Consider the following 18,372-nt stretch of genomic DNA (forward strand, 5'->3'; position numbering starts at 1 on the left):
ACTATCGAGTTTAGATAGTTCTATAATAATCTATCGATTATTAAAATATTATTAGTTTACTATCGAGTTTAGATAGTTCTATAATAATCTATCGGGTTTAGATAGTCCTATAATAATTAAAGACTAGTTATCAATTAAGTTGCTAATTAGATTAATATTATTGTGTATTTAATTAGTGTGTTGTTGAATTTAATATACTCTTATGGGAAGTATATGTATGATATATGTGAATGAAAAAGATTTAGTTGTTCCTGGAGAATTATTAGCAGAGGATGATTATTATTCAGGAAGAGGAACCTTTGAAGATGATGGAAAAATATGCTCCAAACTCTTAGGTTTAATTTCTTTAAGAAATAAGAAAATAAGTGTAATTCCTTTAAAAAGTAAATATCTTCCTAAAAAAGGAGATGTAGTTATTGGTAAAATCGATGATGTTAGATTTTCAATGTGGGGAGTAGATATTAACTCACCATACTCTGGTATTTTACCTGCATCTGAAGTATTTGGAAGAGAGAAAAAGGAATTAAGTAGAGTATTTAATATTGGGGATGTTCTTTTCTTAAGAATTGTTGATGTTGATGAAGTGAAAAAGGTTAAATTAGGATTAAAAGGTCGTGGAATGGGCAAATTTAAAGGTGGGGTCATTATAGATATTGCTCCGACTAAAGTACCTCGTTTAATTGGTAAAAAAGGTTCTATGATTAACATGATTAAAGATAAAACTGGCTGTAAAATTATAGTTGGTCAAAATGGTCTTGTTTGGATAAAAGGTAATGAAGACATGGAACAAATTGTTAAAAATATCATCAAATTAATCGAAAGAGAAGCTCATACCTCTGGTTTAACTGATAGAGTTAAAAACAAACTTTGTTTACTTATTGATGGAGAATTGCCTCAAGAAGAGGAAGAAGTAGAACAAGTAGGACAAGTAGAACAAGAATATAGGGAAGATCTATTTGAAGAAGGCTTGAAAAAACCTGAACTTCAGGATTTCAGAGAAGAACTTGAAAAAGAATTAGCTGAAGAGTTATCTGAAGAAGAATTAGAAAATATTGAATCTGATGACTTTGATGATATTGGGGAAGACAATTTTGATGCTGATTCTGAAGATGAGGTTTCTGAAGATTTTGAAGAAGAAAGATTTGATGATTCTGAAGATTTTGATGATGAGCTTGAAAATGTAATTAATGAAGCTATTTCTGAAGATGAAGATTCTGAAGAAGATATTCTTGATGATGAGGAACCTAAAGAAGATTCTGAAGAAAATGTAGAAGAAAATTCTGATGATGAAGATTCTGACAAAGATTCTGATGATGAAGATTCTGATGATGAAGAAGATAAAGAAGAAAAGTCTAAAAAGCCTAAATTTTTAGATACTTTTGAATATATTAATGAGCAAAAAAAGAAAAATAAATCTTCTTTTGACTTAAGTCGTGCAGATAATTCTAAATCTCCTACTTTAAACATTTCACAAAGAAGAGGTATTTAGTTGTTGAATTAAAATAATTAATTTAAAAAGGTATTAATTAAAATAATTAATTTAAAAAGGTATAATTAAAAAGGTATTATTTAAAAAGGATTATTTTTATATTAATTTTACTAAAGAATTATTATTACTTTTGATAATTAGTTGAATGTGATTTTGAAGAGGTGTTTTTTATTATCTCAAATGACAAAGAATTAAGAGATGACGGAAGAGCTTTTGATGAGCTCCGTCCAATAAAAATAGAAGCTGGGGTCTTGAAAAGAGCAGATGGTTCTGCTTATTTAGAAGTTGGTGGAAATAAAATTTTAGCATCTGTATATGGTCCAAGAGAATCTTATATTAGACGTTTATTAAAACCTAATACTGGTGTTATTAGAGTAAGATATAATATGGCTCCATTTTCAGTAGATGACCGTAAAAGGCCAGGTCCAGATAGAAGATCAACTGAAATTTCTAAGATAGCTGCTGATGCACTTAGACCTGCTTTAATGTTAGAATCTTTCCCAAGATCTATGGTAGACGTTTCAATTGAAGTAATTGAAGCAGAAGGAGGAACCCGTTGTGCTGGAATTACTGCTGCTGCAGTAGCATTAGCTGATGCAGGTATTCCAATGAAAGATATTGTAGTAGGTTGTGCTGCAGGTAAAGTAAATGACCAAATTGTATTAGATTTATCTGAAAAAGAAGATAAAGATGGACAAGCTGATGTTCCTATTGCAATCATGCCGAGAACCGGTGAAATTACTTTACTTCAAGCAGATGGTAACTTAAGTGAAGATGAATTTGAAGAAGCTTTAGATTTAGCTATGGAAGGATGTAGAAAAATCAGCGAAATTCAGCATGAAGCTTTAAAGAATAAGTATAGTTCAGACTAGGTTGTGAAAATATGAATATTGTACCAGAAATTACTAGAAGAAGTGTTACTAGACTTATAAATGATGGTAAAAGAGCTGATGGGAGAGCTTTTGATGAAAGAAGGGATATTTTCATTGAACATAATGTAATTGATAAATCAGAAGGCTCTGCGAGAGTTAAATTAGGTGACACCCAAGTTATTGTAGGTGTAAAACCAACAATCGGTGAACCATTTGCAGATACTCCTAATTTAGGTGTATTAATGACTAATTGTGAACTTTTACCGATGGCTGCTCCTGGATTTGAATCAGGTCCACCTAGCCCTGAATCTATTGAACTTGCACGTGTAGTAGACCGTGGAATTCGTGAAAGTGAATTAGTAGATTTAGAAAAACTTTGTATTGAAGAAGGTAAAAAAGTATGGATGTTGTTCATTGATTTACATGTTATTGATTATGATGGAAATCTTTTTGATGCATCTAATCTTGCTGTAATGGCTGCTTTAATGAACACTAAATTACCTATTGCAGAATATCTTGATGATGAAGTTGTTTTATCTGAAGATGAAACTATGGATTTACCTGTAAGGGATAAATTAGCATTATCCACTTTTGTAAAAATTGGAAATGGCTTAATTTTAGATCCTAGTTTAGAAGAGGAAGAAATCTTAGAGGCTAGAATAACTGTCGGTGTTACAGGTGATGCTAATAACATTTGTTCTATGCAAAAAGGTGGAGAAGCAACTTTAACTAGGGATGAAATCCTTGATGCTGTACATATGGCATTTACCACTAAAGAGGATTTACTTTCTTATTTAGATTAAGTTTTTAAACCCAAGCTTTTTTGGCCTACGGCCAAAAAACCTTGACCAAAATTTTTTTTATTTGTTTGGAGTAATTACTCTTTAATGTTTTTTAATTATTTTTTTAATCTTTTTATAAAAATTGCTTTAATATAAATACTTATGGTAAGAAACAGTTTAATTTTATATTTTAATTAAAAAATTAGGGATTTTTTTAAATCTATAATAAAAACTAGCTATTTTTATTAATTAGAATATGCTGAAAACCATTAACTTTATATACTTTTAATTACTATATTTATATTATTAGTTAAATTTATAGTCTAATTGTTGTAATGATTTATAATTTTAACGAGGATTGTCTTTATTTTAATTATATTTTTAACCTTTTATAATTAGTAAAGCAGATTTTTTTATTTAATCTTATAATTTAAGACAAGAGTATGTCTTATTAACTATCATATTTATTGTTTATCGATCATTAAGGATTAAATAATATTGTTTGATTAAGCTTTGTAGGTGTTTAAGCTTAATAACTTATTTAATTAATTCAATTTTACTGGAGATATTTTAAATGGCAAGAACAAAAAAAGTTGGTATTACTGGTAGATTCGGTGCTAGATACGGAAGAAAAGCAAAAAGACAAGTTAAAAAAATCGAAGAAAACATGAAAAAGAAACATGTTTGCCCTAAATGTGACAGACCTTATGTAAAAAGAGTTAGTGCTGGAATATGGGAATGTAAAAAATGTGGTACAGTCTTTACTGGTGGAGCATATGTACCTGAAACTCCTATGGTAAAAGCTGCAAGTCGTAACATTAAAAGACTAGTTGGAGGAAACTAATTGTACAAATGTCCTGAATGTGGAACTGAAGTTGACCACAAAGGTTACATGGAAAATAAATGTCCTAAATGCAGATATAGGATTTTATTTAAAAAAGTTCCAGAAGTCAGAAAAATCGTAAAAGCAAGATAGTTATTTTAATTATTAGTTTATTATTAATAATTTTTTACTAATTATTTTTCATAATTATCTTTTAATAACTATTTAGCTTTTTAGCTTTGGATTTATTAAAGCTTATCATTTTCTATTTTTATTAGCTATTTAGTTATTTTAGCTATTTCTAATTTTATTAATTAAAATTAAGATCTTTTATCTTTACTAATTTTTATACATTATTACTATTTCTAATTCTTATTTTAATAAAAAGATAAAAAAGGGGATTATTATGCTTATTTCTACATCAAGAAAACCATCTCAGAAAACAAGAACTTTCTGTAAGAATTTTTCACATGCTTTTGGTTTTGATTATACTAATAGAGGAAAAAGTAGCTTAAGGGATTTACTTATTAAAGCTACTCAATTAGGTCATGATAGCCTTGTTTTAGTTTATCAAATTAAAGGAAATCCAAGTAAATTAACTTTTTATGATTTAGAAGCTAATGAGAAATTAGCATTACTTGTTTCTGTTAATACAACTAATGAACGTCTTCATATAAAACCAGAGGATTTAAAGATTAGATCAAGTGTAAAGGAATTAGATATTTTAGCTGAAGTCTTAGCTATTGAAATTACTAAGCAGCCACAAGATTCTAATTATATTAGAATATCTTATGCAGATTATGATGATGATAAAAATTTTGCAATAATCTATTTTGTAAATAAGAAAGGAGAACAAATAGATTTTCAAATAAATGTTAAAAAAATAGTTGAAAATTAAATTCAATATTTTTAATTTTATTGTAAATGATTTTGAATTATTTAAATTTTAATTTTTTTGGAGGAATTTTTATTAGTGAAAGTGATATTTTAAAATCAATTAATAGTGATATTGTAATTGATTTTGACTCAGAAAAACAAGCTAAAATTGTTTATGAATCTATTTTCCTTGAATTTAAAACTTCTCCAGATTATAGATCTTCTATGGATTTAAAATTAGATAAAAATACCATTATAATTACAATTGATGCAGAAGATGCCACATCTTTTAGAGCATCTATTAATTCAGCTATTAAATGGATTAAATTATCTGTTGAAATTAATGAATTAGCTGAAAATTAATGAATAATTTTTCTGTTGAGCTTATTGAATTAGCTGAAAATTAATGAATAATCAATAGCTTTAAATATTTAACTAATGATATATTATAATAATGATTTATTAGCTATTAAATAAGATAAAAATATATATTTTAAATTTGAAAATTTAAAATTTTTCAATTATCAAATTTATTACTAATTAAATTTATTACTAATTAAAAATTAATGATTTTATTTAAAAAAAGATTTAAGGTGAAAATATGGAAATTCCAGAAAATGTACAACATCAATTAAACCAATTCCAACAGTTACAACAACAAGCTCAAGCTGTTACTGTTCAAAAGCAAAATGTAGATATTCAATTAAAAGAAGCTGAAACTGCTCTTGAAGAACTTAAAAAAACTTCAGAAGATGCTGAAGTATTTAAAACTGCTGGAAACTTACTTATTAAAGTTGAACGTAATGAAACCTTAGAAGATCTTGAAGATAAAGTTGAAACTCTTAAACTAAGACAACAAACTATGACTCGTCAGGAAGAAAGAGTTATGAAAAAGCTTGAAGAAATGCAAGCAAGCATCCAACAAGCTATGGGTGGATTACAAGGGTAAATAGATTTTTAATCTATTTTTCTTTTTTTTATTTTTAAATTTTAATTCGTATTGTATGAAATTATTTTTCTATTTTTTTTATAATCGTTAGGTGTTAGTATGGAAGCAAAACTTAAAAAATTATCTGAAGATGATATTGAGGATATTTCAAATTTTTTATCAGATACTATTGAGAGAAAAATTTCATCTTCACTAAAGTCTCAAAAAGAAATTTTATCAATGGATATTAGTATTAATGTCCTCTATCCTGATGAAAAAGGGGAACTTGATGTAGATGCAAGTATTGATATTGATCTAGATGAACTGTCTAAGTTATCAAATGAAAAAATTGAAGAAGTAATCGATGAGTCTTATTTGGAACTTGATGAATACATTAACGAAAATTTCAGAGAATAAGTTCATTATTATTTTTAAATTCTGTTTTTAAATTTTTGACTGTTAGAAAATTTAAATAATAATTTATAATATTGTTTTATAACATTGTTTTATGTGGTGAGGATATGAATAAGATAATTAAAGTGTTTTTTAGCCCATCTGAAACTACAAAGAAAGTAGTTAATTTAATTGCTGAAAATTTTAAAGAAGAAAATGAAATTTGTGATTTATTATATTTTAATAATGAAAAAGAATTTACATCAGATAATATTGTTATTGTTGGAATGCCTGTTTTTGCAGGAAGAATTCCAGAAACTGCAAGAGAAAGATTATCTAAATTAAAAGGAAACAATACAAAAGCAATAGCAGTTGTAAATTATGGAAATGCTCAAGTAGCTGATGCATTAGTTGAACTTGTTGATATTCTTCAAGAAAATAATTTTGATGTAATTGCTGCAGCCTCTACTATAAGCCATCACTCTATCTTTGATGGTGTAGCTATTGGAAGACCAGATGATGAAGATATTGCAAAAATAAATGAGTTTGCACAAAATGCAATCGAAAAAATAGAAAATGGAGGTTCTTTAGAATCTTCCATTCCAGGAAATAGGCCTTACATAGATTATAAACAACTTCCATTTATTGTAAGTTGTGATGTTAATAAATGTGTATTCTGCCTTGAATGTGTTTCTGTCTGTCCTGAGAAAGCTATTCCAGATGATGATCCTGCAGATGTAGACCTGGATTTATGTTCAAGATGTACTTCATGTATTAATATATGTCCGGAGAATGCAAGAGCTTTTACTGGGGAAGCATTTAAGGCTAAAAAACCTGCATTTGAAAGTGCAAATGCAGAAAGAAAAGAGCCTGAATTCTATTTCTAGATTCAATCTTTTTATTTTTATTTTTTTTTATTTTTTTATTTTTATTTTTTTATTTTTATTTTATGCTTTTTTAATGATGCTTAGAGCTTGTTTGGTTTTTGTTTGATACTTTTTTTTTTTTTAAATGATGATTAGTGTTTGTTTGGTTTTTGTTTGATGCTTTTTTAATTATACTTAGAGCTTAATATGAGTCTATTAAGTCTTTAAATAAATTAACAGTATCATCAACATTCATTTTAGCTTTTTCACTTACTTCCTTAAGATTAGCTTCCCATAAAGATATTTTTCCCATTTGAGTTACTAAGAATGTAAATTTAGGGTTTAAACGAACAAGGTCTGTTTTTAGTAAGGGATATTCATTTAATAAATCCATGTATTTTGTTTCTCCTGTAACTTCAACCATAATATCACCTAATCATATATTTTTTTATAATTATTTTTAAAGATTTTGTAACTAGCTAAGGGTAAAATGTGTTAAATAATATGGTAAAAAGTCTTTAATAATCACATTTTATTCAAATTACTTTTAAAGTAATTTATTTTTAAAAGAATTTAATTAACTATTTAAAAAGAAATCCTTTAATTTATTAACTATTTAAAAAGAAATCCTTTAATTTTTCTTCATCTATTTTATAATTATCTATGATTTTTCCATCCTCAAAATGTAAAATATGGGAACAAGTTTCCATAATTAATTCAAAGTCATGAGTTATAATAAATGATGTAATACCTAAATTTTGAAGATATCTTAGGTTTTCACTTACTTTCATCATATTTTTCAAATCAAGTCCGCTTGTTGGCTCATCAAAGATTAAAATTTCTTTTTTAGATGCAATAGCTGATGCTATAGCTACTCTTTGTTTTTCTCCACCAGATAATGCCATTGGATGTGAATCTTTTAAATGAATTAAATTTAGATTTGTTAAAATATCCTCTGCAAGCTCTATATCCCCTTCATCCATACTTAATAATATCTCATCAAGGACACTTTCAGTAAATAATTGATGATTGACATCCTGCATTACCATATAAGTTTTTTTCAGCCTATCTTTTCTTTTTAAGGCTTTTTCATCGAAAATTAACTCACCTTTACATGACCTTTTAAGACCACATAAACAATTGGCAAATGTAGATTTTCCAGCTCCATTTTTGCCTATAATTGCAATAATTTCATTTTTAGGTATTTTAACCCTATCAATATCTAAAACTGGTGTTTTATCATATTTGAATTTGAAATTTTTAAGTTCAAGTAATTTTTGGCCATTTGAATAGTATTCTTTGTGTTTTGCATTTAAATTATCTAAATTTAACTGTCTTAAACCTAAATCCCTTAAATCAATATTTTTAAAGTCTGAAATAGACCATTCTTCATTTATCTTTCCATTTTTTATGAATATAACTCTATCTAAGACATTTTCTAAATAGAATAATTTATGCTCTGCAATGATAACAGTTTTTCCCTGTGATTTCCATTTTTTTATTATTTCTTCCAAATGCCAACTTGAGATTGAATCTAAATTAGATGATGGTTCATCTAGCACTAATATTTTAGGATGTACTGCTGATATGGAAGCACATGCTATTTTTTGCTTTTCACCACCTGATAGTTTAAAAATATTTTTATCAAGTAAATTTTTTAAATTGAAATCATTAACTACTTCCTTTAGCCTTCTTTTAATTTCATCTTCAGCGATTCCTAAATTTTCACACCCAAAGACTATTTCACTTGTAGTATCAACATTAAAAAATTGGGTTTTCGGGTTTTGAAAAACAGAGCCAATTTGTTCAGATATTTCATATATAGGCATTTGGATAACTGAATCATCATTTAAATAAACTTCTCCCTTTCTTTTTCCATCAAAGAAGTTTGGGATAAGGCCATTTAAAAAACGAGTTAATGTTGTTTTTCCACAGCCGGATTCCCCACACAATAAAATAACTTCACCCTCTTTAATATTTAAGTTAATATTTTCAAGGTTCATATTATCATTGTATGAAAATGAGATATTATTGATGTTTATCAAATTAATGGCCTCCTATAAAATAAAATATGTAAACTATAAATCCAATAACTGTAATTGCTATTAATAAATAATCAAGTTTATTGAATTTAACAGAAACTAAATGAGTTCTTTTTTTAGGATTACTAAGTCCTCTAGTTAAAGAAGCTGCAGATAATTCATCGCTTGTCTTAACTGCACTGATTAAAATAGGAATCATATAAAATTCAATTAATTTTAAAGGATTTTGCAGTGATTTAAAAGTTAAACCAAATCCTCTCATTTTCATAGCATTGGTTATGGATTTAATTTCTTCACAAACAGATGGAATATATCTAAAAATAACAGAAATAGGTATATTAATATCTTTTGGAATATTGCTTTTCTCCATTGATGCTATAAATTCACTTACCTTTGTTGTAGATATAGTATAGTAACCCATCATAAGAATAGGTAACATTCTTGTTGCACTATAAGTAAAACTCACTATCAATATTGAACTAATACCTTTAGAGCTTGGAAGTAAATAAATTTGAAGGTATTTGGCAATTAAATAGATGATGATATAAATTAAAGCTGATTTTTCATGCTTTGAAAAAAATAAACAAAAAAATGGAATTAAAACTAAAATGCCACTGATATATAGTGGTGCATCATTAAAAACCATGAAACTTAAAATAATCAAGATGATTATTTTTGTTCTTGGATCGATATTAAATCTATTTTGATTATCAAGTTTTAATTCCATTAAACCACCTAAGCAATTCCTGCTCTTTCAAAATGTTTTTTTAATACAATTCTTCCGATATATGCACTTATTAAACCAGTGATGAAAGTTAAAATAATTATAATTATTAAAATTTCATTATTAATAAATGGAGCAATAACATTCACATAATCATTTCCCATTGAAGCACGTATATTACTAATATAATAATCTCTTAGAATAAAAAATGGTATCATATTACCCATTATACCTAATATAAAAATTCCATAACTAATTATTGAATTTTTTAATGAAGAGTAACCTCCCATTCTTAATATACAATCTGCTATAAATGCACATAGGGTAAATACTAATATAGGTACCCAAGTGTGACCTGATAAAAACATTATAATTCCTAAAATTAAACCCATTAAAGTTACCATTCCAAATTTACTAACTCTGGTTAAAAATAGCATATATGGGATTCCACATATCAATGCTCCAAGGATAGGAAGTGCTATCATTAAAATTGGTATATAACCTAACATTCCAAATATGAATATTAAGACTATTATAATCACTGAGAATATGCCAACGGTGATTAAATCTTTTACATTTAATATTTCACTCATTATATTTACCTCCTTATTTATTGAAAATAATGAGAATAAATATTGGGATAATATTTCCCAATATTTTTTAACTAAATTTTCTTAGTTTTTTAATTAACTTTCTTAGCTTTTTTTTAGCTAAATTTTCTTAGTTTTTTTTAATTAATTTTCTTAGCTTTTTTTTAGCTAAATTTTCTTAGTTTTTTTTAATTAATTTTCTTAGCTTTTTTTTAGCTAAATTTTCTTAGCTTTTTTTAATTAAGTCTCTTAGCTTTTTTTAGCTAAATTCTCTTAGCTATTTTTATATTAAATTTTCCATTCACCACTTAAATTTTGCAAATCAACCATCTTTTTGAATAATCCATCTTTTTCAATTAACTCTTCAGGTGAACCTTGTTCTGCTATTCTTCCTTCATTTAAAACAACAATTTTGTCTGCATTTGCTATTGTACGCATTCTATGAGCAATAATAATCACTGTTTTCTTTTTGATTAAGGCAGATAGAGCTTTTTGAATTTTAGATTCATTTTCAACATCTAGAAATGAAGTAGCTTCATCTAAAAGAATGACATTTGCATTTTTAAGAAGTGCTCTTGCAATTGAAATCCTTTGTCTTTGGCCACCAGATAATAGCTCACCATTTTCACCAATAATTGTATCATAACCATTTGGAAGCTTCTCTACAAATTCTTCACATTCTGCAAGACGTGCTGCTTCAATAACTTCTTCATCACTTGCACCTTTTCTTCCAACACGAATATTTTCTAAAATAGAATTATTAAATAAAATAACATCTTGGAATACTATTGAGAAGTTTTCAAGAAGTTTTTCGCAGTCGAGTTCTGCAAGATTTTCTCCACCAAGACTTACCTGTCCATCTACAGGATCCCAAAATCTTGCAGCAAGTTTTGAAACAGTACTTTTACCTCCACCTGATGGTCCAACAAGTGCAGTAACTTCACCCTGTTTTGCAAGAAAATTAATATCAGTTAGAACATCTTTTAAATCATCATAGTTGAAATTAACATCTTTAAATTCTATATCATAGCCATCTAATGAATAGTCAGTTAAACCACCTTCAATTACTAAACTTTCAATTTCTTTTGCTCTATCGATTTTTATATCCATCATCAGTATTTCAGCTAAAAACATCAATCCATTTTCAATTGGATTATAAATTGTAGCTGAAGCTATTAAGAATATTAAAAATGTAAATATGCTTATTTCTCCATTTATAATTAAATAGGAACCTAATAATATTACAGAAACCATTCCAAGATTTAAAAATAATTTACCCACAATTACTCCTGCTGATGCCATCAATTCTGCTTTAATTCTTGATTTTTCAATTGTTGAAGTTAATCCACTTAATTTGGAGAAATATTCATCTTCATAATGGTATGATTTTAATTCACGAATAGATTCTATACATTCTTGCATTGAATCTCCACATCTAAGTAAATCATTCATTACCAGTTTACTGCCTTTGCGAATGTAAATTTTTGTAATGTATAAGATAATAAATGCTACTGGAACAACCCATAAAAGAGCAATTCCTAATCTCCAATCAAAGATTATCATTCCAACAGCTATAATTATTAATGAAAGAATTGAACCAAGTAATTGTGGAACTGCATGGGAGAAAAGATGCTCTAAATCAGTACAGTCATTCATAATTGTTGATGTTAAGTCTGCTAGATCTCTATTTTCGAAAAACGATAATGGTAATTTTCTTAAATTTTCACCTAAGTTAATTCTCCTATTTTCACTTTCAACATATGTGGTATTATATAAAAAATGATATTGTTTCCATGAAAATGCAAAGATAATCCCTAAAACAATTAATATTAATACAATAAACATAGCTAAATTTGGATCAATTATTTCTCCACCCATTAATGGCTCAAGCCAAATATAGAGTAAAAGTGTATATAAACCAACTGGAAAAATAAAAGAGATGTTTTGAAGTGCTGTATATAAAATTCCTTTAATTAAATTATCTGCACCATCTTTTGTAAGTCCAAATCTTTCGACAAAATATTCAGATATCATAATATCTCCTCACTTTTAGCAAAATACTCGAATATCATAATATCTCCTCACTTTTAGCAAAATATTCAAATATCATTATTTTCCCCCACTTTTGACTTTCCATTGAATTGCTTGATTAAACTCAATCCACATTTTTGAATAAGGTCCTTCACTTTCAACTAATGAATCATGATTTCCTTCTTCTACAATTCTTCCATTATCGATAACATAAATCTTATCAACATTTTTAACAGTAGATAATCTATGGGCAATCATAATGACTGTTTTTTCTTTTGTAATTTCTGAAATTGCTTTTTGGATCATATATTCATTTTCAGGGTCTGCTAATGCTGTAGCTTCATCTAATATAATAATTGGTGCATCTTTAAGGATTGCTCTTGCAAGAGATATTCTTTGCTGTTGACCTCCTGAAAGATATGTACCTTCACTACCAATAACTGTATCAATTCCATCTGGTAATTCATCGATGATATCATCACATTGAGCAAGACTGAGTGCTTTTTGCACTTCTTCTCTTGAGGCACCTTTGCGACCAATAGCTACATTTTTATAAATTGAATCTTTAAATAAAGTAGTATTTTGGAGTACGAATGAAACATTATCCATCAATTCCTTTGTTGAAATATCTCTCACATCAACATCTCCTACTTTGATACTACCTTTCTTCACATCCCAAAATCTTGGAATCAAAGAAGCTATTGTAGTTTTTCCACTTCCTGATGGGCCAACAAGTGCAACAGATTCATTTTCATTGATTTTTAAATTAATATCATTTAATATATATTCATCTGAATCGGCACTTTCATTATTTGCCTTATTTGAATCAGTAGTTTCATAGTCAAAGTATACTCCTTCAAATTCGATTGAATGATTTTTAGGTTTTTGAGGATTACTTGCTTCAACTAATGGTTTTTCATTTAATATTGCTTCAATACTATCTAAAGCATGACTTGCCATCATCCAATCTTGTGAAACCATCATAACTCTGTTCATCATTACAGCACAGATTGGTGTGAAAATCACATAGAAAATGAAATTAGATAGGAATTTAATATCTACAAGAGATCCTGCAAGTAATATTCCTGCTGGAATTAATAGTGCGAAAAATCCATTTATTGATACTGTAAATGCAGTCATTGGAAGCTGGGTTGATAGGGAGTAATTAGCAGAGAATTTTCCATAGTTTTTAATAGCTATCATAAAGTTTTTAAATGAAAAAACACTTTGTTGGAATGCTTTTGTAACAGGAATTCCTCTTACATATTCTACAGCTTCTGCATTCATTCTTTCTAAATATATTTGGTATTGTTCCATAATATTTTGTGATTCTTTAGAAAACATCGGATACATAAATACAAAACATAATATTATTGGAATAAGACAGATTAAACCAAGTAAGTAATCAAAGCTAAATAATATTATTAGAAATGCAATTGGAGTTACAATAGCTCCTGTTAAATCAAAGATTTGATGTGCTAAGAATCCTTCAGTTCTTCCTGTACTGAAATCAATTATCTTTCTAAGACCACCACTTGTATGATTTGAAAAATATCCTTGTGGTAGCTTTAATAAATGTTTTATAGCGGCATCTTTCATATTTTTTTCATTTTTAAATGCTGATAGGTGAGTACCCATCAATCCAATGAAGTTTAAGAGAATAGCTAATGCAGCAAATAAAAATGCATTAAATGCATATGTTTCTATATTTTGTGCTTTTGCAAAATCTGGAGCAACCATTAATAGAGCATTAACAACATTCCATATGTAAATAAATGGAACTAGTAGACAAATAGTACTTAAAGCTGAAAAAACACAACCGATAATGGTTAAATATTTGTAATTTCCAGAATAATTAAGCAATCGTATAAATTTGTTTTTATTTTTATTATTTGACATATTTAACTCCTTATAATTGAATTTAGGTTTACCTAAAAATTTAAATTAGTCAAAAAAGACAATACTTTAAAAATATCTTAATAAACAAAAAAAGAGCTAATTTAAATTATTTTTTTAAAAAAAATTAAAATAAACCTATTTTCAATATCAAATATGTTTTAAATTAGTATATAAATATTTTTGAACTAAAAAGTCATAAACTATACCAAAAAGACAAAATTATTTTTTTATTTATATTATTATTTAGGTAAATATATTTTTATATTTTCTAAGTATAAAAAACTAACTATAAAAAACTAACTTAAAAAATTAGCTATAAAAAATTAAATTAAAAAATTAACTATAAAAAATTAACTTAAAAAATTAGCTATAAAAAATTAAACTAAAAAATTAGCTATAAAAAATTAAATTAAAAGATTAAATATAAAAAATAGTATTAAATTATATGTTGAATTTTATTTTTTTGTATTCAGAGGGTGTACAACCCTTATAGTCCTTAAATGCTTCTGTAAACTTTGAAGGTGAGGTATAACCTACCATTTTTGATATTTCAGAAATTGTATAATCTCCTTGATTAAGTAGTTTACAGGCATAGTCTAGTTTATATTCTTTCCGCCATTTGTAAATAGGTTTTCCATAAATTTCTTTAAAACAATTTTTTAAAGAGGTTTTACTTATATCATATTTATTTGCAAGTTGATCAATAGTAATTTTGCTTTCTAAATCATTAAGCAACTCATTTTTAACATTATCAATAATTTCCACCTGTTCTTTAGAAAGAGAAATAGATTTATTTCTATTAAAATTTGTTATAGAAAAGAATAACAACAATTCTAAGGTTTTTAATTTATGATATGGATTTTTTATCCTTTCATCAACATTATACAACTCTCCAATAACATGGTCTATTTTTTCATTAGACCTTATTAATACAAAACCTTTATTTCTTTTTAAATCTTCATAAAATTCAATTAAATCAAAATCAGGAATATAATTTTTAACATAATCGTTAGCTATATCAACATCAATAAAAATCTCTAATCCCCTATAATACTCTAGGGGAAATTCAGAAAGTGTTTTTGTTATTTCATAAATACTGATACATAAATCTCCCTGTCCAAAATATATTATTTTATCATCGTTGATAGTATATGCATATCTGCCATCACGGCAATGATTAATTTCAAGTAGGCGAGAGTCTATTTTTTCTTCTATGAAAACATCATCCATTGTTTCAATATTTAAGTCCATATAAGAAAGAATAATTCCAGGAAATATTGAATAAGTTTCCATTTTTCCATGTTCTCCATCATCACCTAATTCAATTGTTCTTTTATCATTTTCTTTTTTAATTGAAAAATTAGATTGTAAGACAAGATCAAATAATTCATAGAGCTTTTCATTCATACATAAATATATTGATAATACATATATAAAACATTACTAGTTTGAGATGGAAAAAATAAATTAAATAATATCATGAAAACTAAAAAGTTCATGAAAACTAAAAAGTAATAAAAAGTAAAAAAGGGATAGGATGGAAGAAATAATATAATTATTGAATTTGTAGTTGGGATATTAAAAAGATATTAGATCTAAATTATAAAGATAATCCTAATTTGAGAGAATGTATTAAAAGTTATGTAGTTTATATGGAAAGTACAGATTTACTTAAAAACTTAGCTGATTTTGATGTCTGGGAAAAAGAAGTATTTTTAAATAAACTATATTGTTTTAGCAATTTTATTTCTTAAACTTTAAATATTATAGTTTCTTAATTATTATATAATTTAAAACTTTTTAAACATAAGTAGATTAAGTTATTTTAAGCTATATGGATAGACATTTTATAGGAAATATATAATATATACATATAGTTATATAATTTAAGATGATAATATGATAGAAACTGATGTTTTAGTAATCGGTGCTGGTCCTGCAGGGTCTGCTGCTAGTAAACATGCTGCTTTAGGAGGAGCAAATGTTATACTAATAGATAAAAAATCAGAAATAGGAACTCCTAAAAGATGTGCAGAAGGTATTTATGATCATGGGCTTAAATGGTTAAATATAGAAGCAAATCCTCAGTGGGCCGTTCAAAGAATTAATGGAGGAACTATAATTGCACCTGATATGACAAGATTAACTCTTGATGAAAGGGTTTTACCTGAAAAAGGATATATCATTGAAAGAAAGGTCTTTGATAAATATATGGCTATGGATGCAGCAAGAGCTGGTGCTGAAGTTATGGTAAAGACTTTAGCAAAAACAATTAAAAGAGAAAAAGGAGAGGATTTCTTTAGTGTAACTTGTCAACAGATGGATGAATCAATTGATATTAAAACAAAAATAATAATTGCTGCAGATGGTCCTGAATCTCGTATTGCTAAAGCCTTAGGTATTAATTCTACAACTAAACCACAAGATATGATATCTGGAGTTCAATATGAAATGGTTGGAGTAAATTGTGAGCGAATGGATTTAATTGAGCTTCATTTAGGTGCTTTTGCAGATGGAGGTTATGCTTGGGTTTTTCCTAAAGGTGATGATATAGCTAATGTAGGAATTGGTGTATCTTCAGCAAGTAAAAAACCAGCTATTGAATACTTAGATGAATTTATTAAAAAATATCCTCCATTAAACAATGCTAAAGCTGTTGAACTGAATGTTGGAGGAAATCCGATTGGAGGATTAATTGGACAAATTTATGATGATAATTTATTAGTTTGTGGAGATGCTGCAGGTCAAGTAGATCCAGTTACAGGCGGAGGGATAATTTTAGGAATGCTTGGTGGAATGGCTGCAGGTAAAGTGGCTGCTAAAGCTATTAAAGATAAAGATTATTCTGCTAGCAGATTAAAAGAATATGAAGTTTTATATGATGAATATACTCAAGGAGCAATTCCTAAATTAGCAGTTGCTCGTGATGTATATCTTTCGCTAGATGATAATGACTTAAATCAAATTGTTAATGCATTTATAGGGCTTGATTTAAAGAATATGTCTTTAAGTGATTTTGTTAAAGTATTTTTCAAATTATCTCCACGCCTTGCACTAAAGTTTAGAAAGCTATTTAAAATCATATTATGATAAGCTAAACAATATTTTATGATTTTTATATGAAAAAAATAACTTCTCATAAAATATGTTGTAATGTATTTTATTAAAAAAATAAAATTTCGCAATAAGCTATTTAAAAATAATTTTCGGTGAAAAAATGTCTATAATAAAAAAACTATTAATAATATTTTTAGTGATAATCTGTATTTCAATCGCTTTAGGAGTATATATAAATACAGATAATCCTAGCACTAATAGCACGGTTTCAAATGATGGAACTAATGATATAGTTATAAATGATTCCATATCCCATATTATCAATAATTCAGATGAAAATGGAACGATTTGGGTTGAATATAATGGAACATTAAAAGAAGTAAAAGTTGGAGAATCATCAGGTAATGTCTCTGCTTCAAATTAAATTTAAAATGAAAAATTCAAGTCCCTAAAAATATTTTTTAATTTTTTTAATTAGTCTGTTCTTTTAATTTTCATTTGAATCAACTAAAATTTATAATTTTTCAAGTAAACTTTATATACTATAAGATATAAAATAAGTTTAAAGGTTCATTCTCTTGATTTTTAATCTTAGCTAGTATTTTTAAACACAATATGGATAAGAAAAGAGATGAACTCTCTTTTCTTTCCTCCCCTATTTTTTATTATTTTTTATTATCTTTTTAATATGATTCTCTTTAAATATTTTTTAAGCCATTACTTTTTTTAAAATCTTTTTAAATAACTATTTTTTTATTTATCCTATTTTAAAAGTCTGATTTTTATAGAAATGTTTATATAATTTATAAAACAATAATTATTTAGGCTTGCCTAATAGTTTAATTAAGTTTTATATAGTATTATTTTTTATAGATATACATTTATATATTAGTAAATTAAAATTTGATTGATATATTTTATTATTTTATTTAAATATTAATTTTTAGGTAAATAAAAATTTCGAAATATTGTGTTTTTTATTTAATTTTTGAGAAGATAA

General features: G+C 26.6%; 19 protein-coding genes and 1 pseudogene. 13 read left to right on the forward strand and 7 right to left on the reverse strand.

Annotated elements, in window-relative coordinates; translation table 11 throughout:
• Window positions 1-217: 217 nt before the first annotated feature.
• From rrp4 to BM020_RS05135, 10 genes and pseudogenes are all read left to right on the forward strand, one after another.
• Window positions 218-1,087, forward strand: a pseudogene (rrp4, locus tag BM020_RS09885) (exosome complex RNA-binding protein Rrp4); the annotation flags it as partial.
• A gap of 563 nt (window positions 1,088-1,650) precedes the next feature.
• Window positions 1,651-2,361 carry an exosome complex exonuclease Rrp41 gene (rrp41, locus tag BM020_RS05095; RefSeq protein WP_067146617.1) on the forward strand — a complete coding sequence of 237 codons (711 nt, stop codon included), beginning with the start codon at window positions 1,651-1,653 and terminating at the stop codon, window positions 2,359-2,361.
• A gap of 11 nt (window positions 2,362-2,372) precedes the next feature.
• Window positions 2,373-3,164: an exosome complex protein Rrp42 gene (gene rrp42 / locus BM020_RS05100; RefSeq protein ID WP_067146615.1), complete on the forward strand. Its 792-nt coding sequence runs from the start codon at window positions 2,373-2,375 to the stop codon at window positions 3,162-3,164.
• A 553-nt stretch (window positions 3,165-3,717) separates the two neighbouring features.
• Complete coding sequence (gene rpl37A, locus BM020_RS05105; protein ID WP_067146613.1) at window positions 3,718-3,987, forward strand: 50S ribosomal protein L37Ae; 270 nt, start codon at window positions 3,718-3,720, stop codon at window positions 3,985-3,987.
• Window positions 3,988-4,119, forward strand: a complete 132-nt coding sequence (locus tag BM020_RS05110) for a DNA-directed RNA polymerase subunit P (protein ID WP_067146611.1) — start codon at window positions 3,988-3,990, stop codon at window positions 4,117-4,119.
• A 253-nt stretch (window positions 4,120-4,372) separates the two neighbouring features.
• On the forward strand, window positions 4,373-4,864 hold the full coding sequence (locus BM020_RS05115; RefSeq protein ID WP_067146609.1) for a Brix domain-containing protein: 492 nt from the start codon (window positions 4,373-4,375) through the stop codon (window positions 4,862-4,864).
• A 32-nt stretch (window positions 4,865-4,896) separates the two neighbouring features.
• On the forward strand, window positions 4,897-5,205 hold the full coding sequence (locus BM020_RS05120; RefSeq protein ID WP_234970520.1) for a KEOPS complex subunit Pcc1: 309 nt from the start codon (window positions 4,897-4,899) through the stop codon (window positions 5,203-5,205).
• Between the two features lie 238 nt (window positions 5,206-5,443).
• A complete protein-coding gene (locus BM020_RS05125; protein WP_067146607.1) occupies window positions 5,444-5,791 on the forward strand; it encodes a prefoldin subunit beta in 348 nt (115 codons plus the stop codon).
• A gap of 99 nt (window positions 5,792-5,890) precedes the next feature.
• Window positions 5,891-6,187, forward strand: a complete 297-nt coding sequence (locus tag BM020_RS05130) for a DUF3194 domain-containing protein (RefSeq protein ID WP_067146605.1) — start codon at window positions 5,891-5,893, stop codon at window positions 6,185-6,187.
• A gap of 104 nt (window positions 6,188-6,291) precedes the next feature.
• Window positions 6,292-7,050, forward strand: a complete 759-nt coding sequence (locus BM020_RS05135) for a 4Fe-4S binding protein (protein WP_074798475.1) — start codon at window positions 6,292-6,294, stop codon at window positions 7,048-7,050.
• A 181-nt stretch (window positions 7,051-7,231) separates the two neighbouring features.
• Here BM020_RS05135 and BM020_RS05140 read toward each other — a convergent pair whose 3' ends face one another.
• The 7 genes from BM020_RS05140 to BM020_RS05170 all read right to left on the reverse strand — a co-directional run bounded on the left by BM020_RS05140 (window position 7,232) and on the right by BM020_RS05170 (window position 15,722).
• The gene (locus BM020_RS05140) at window positions 7,232-7,453 is read right to left on the reverse strand and encodes a hypothetical protein (protein ID WP_074798477.1); all 222 of its coding nucleotides are present in this window, start codon (window positions 7,451-7,453) and stop codon (window positions 7,232-7,234) included.
• A 184-nt stretch (window positions 7,454-7,637) separates the two neighbouring features.
• Window positions 7,638-9,032, reverse strand: coding sequence for an ABC transporter ATP-binding protein (locus BM020_RS05145; protein WP_394328902.1), 1,395 nt, complete (start codon window positions 9,030-9,032; stop codon window positions 7,638-7,640).
• 43 nt (window positions 9,033-9,075) lie between these two features.
• Entirely contained in the window at window positions 9,076-9,798 is a 723-nt protein-coding gene (locus BM020_RS05150; RefSeq protein WP_067146595.1) for an energy-coupling factor transporter transmembrane component T, read from the reverse strand.
• 8 nt (window positions 9,799-9,806) lie between these two features.
• Window positions 9,807-10,388, reverse strand: coding sequence for an MptD family putative ECF transporter S component (locus BM020_RS05155; protein ID WP_074798481.1), 582 nt, complete (start codon window positions 10,386-10,388; stop codon window positions 9,807-9,809).
• A gap of 285 nt (window positions 10,389-10,673) precedes the next feature.
• Window positions 10,674-12,419, reverse strand: a complete 1,746-nt coding sequence (locus BM020_RS05160; RefSeq protein ID WP_074798483.1) for an ABC transporter ATP-binding protein — start codon at window positions 12,417-12,419, stop codon at window positions 10,674-10,676.
• A gap of 75 nt (window positions 12,420-12,494) precedes the next feature.
• Window positions 12,495-14,315 carry an ABC transporter ATP-binding protein gene (locus BM020_RS05165; RefSeq protein WP_067146589.1) on the reverse strand — a complete coding sequence of 607 codons (1,821 nt, stop codon included), beginning with the start codon at window positions 14,313-14,315 and terminating at the stop codon, window positions 12,495-12,497.
• A 441-nt stretch (window positions 14,316-14,756) separates the two neighbouring features.
• Entirely contained in the window at window positions 14,757-15,722 is a 966-nt protein-coding gene (locus BM020_RS05170; RefSeq protein ID WP_067146587.1) for a helix-turn-helix domain-containing protein, read from the reverse strand.
• Window positions 15,723-15,877: 155 nt separating this feature from the next.
• Here BM020_RS05170 and BM020_RS09890 point away from each other — a divergent pair, with 155 nt between their 5' ends.
• The 3 genes from BM020_RS09890 (at window position 15,878) to BM020_RS05185 (ending at window position 17,796) form a co-directional block, all read left to right on the forward strand.
• Window positions 15,878-16,069 carry a DNA polymerase beta superfamily protein gene (locus BM020_RS09890; RefSeq protein WP_143743956.1) on the forward strand — a complete coding sequence of 64 codons (192 nt, stop codon included), beginning with the start codon at window positions 15,878-15,880 and terminating at the stop codon, window positions 16,067-16,069.
• 145 nt (window positions 16,070-16,214) lie between these two features.
• Window positions 16,215-17,405 carry a geranylgeranyl reductase family protein gene (locus BM020_RS05180; RefSeq protein ID WP_067146584.1) on the forward strand — a complete coding sequence of 397 codons (1,191 nt, stop codon included), beginning with the start codon at window positions 16,215-16,217 and terminating at the stop codon, window positions 17,403-17,405.
• A gap of 127 nt (window positions 17,406-17,532) precedes the next feature.
• Window positions 17,533-17,796: a hypothetical protein gene (locus BM020_RS05185; protein WP_067146582.1), complete on the forward strand. Its 264-nt coding sequence runs from the start codon at window positions 17,533-17,535 to the stop codon at window positions 17,794-17,796.
• Window positions 17,797-18,372: the final 576 nt, after the last annotated feature.

The sequence above is a fragment of the Methanobrevibacter olleyae genome, assembly GCF_900114585.1.
Lineage (GTDB): Archaea > Methanobacteriota > Methanobacteria > Methanobacteriales > Methanobacteriaceae > Methanobrevibacter > Methanobrevibacter olleyae.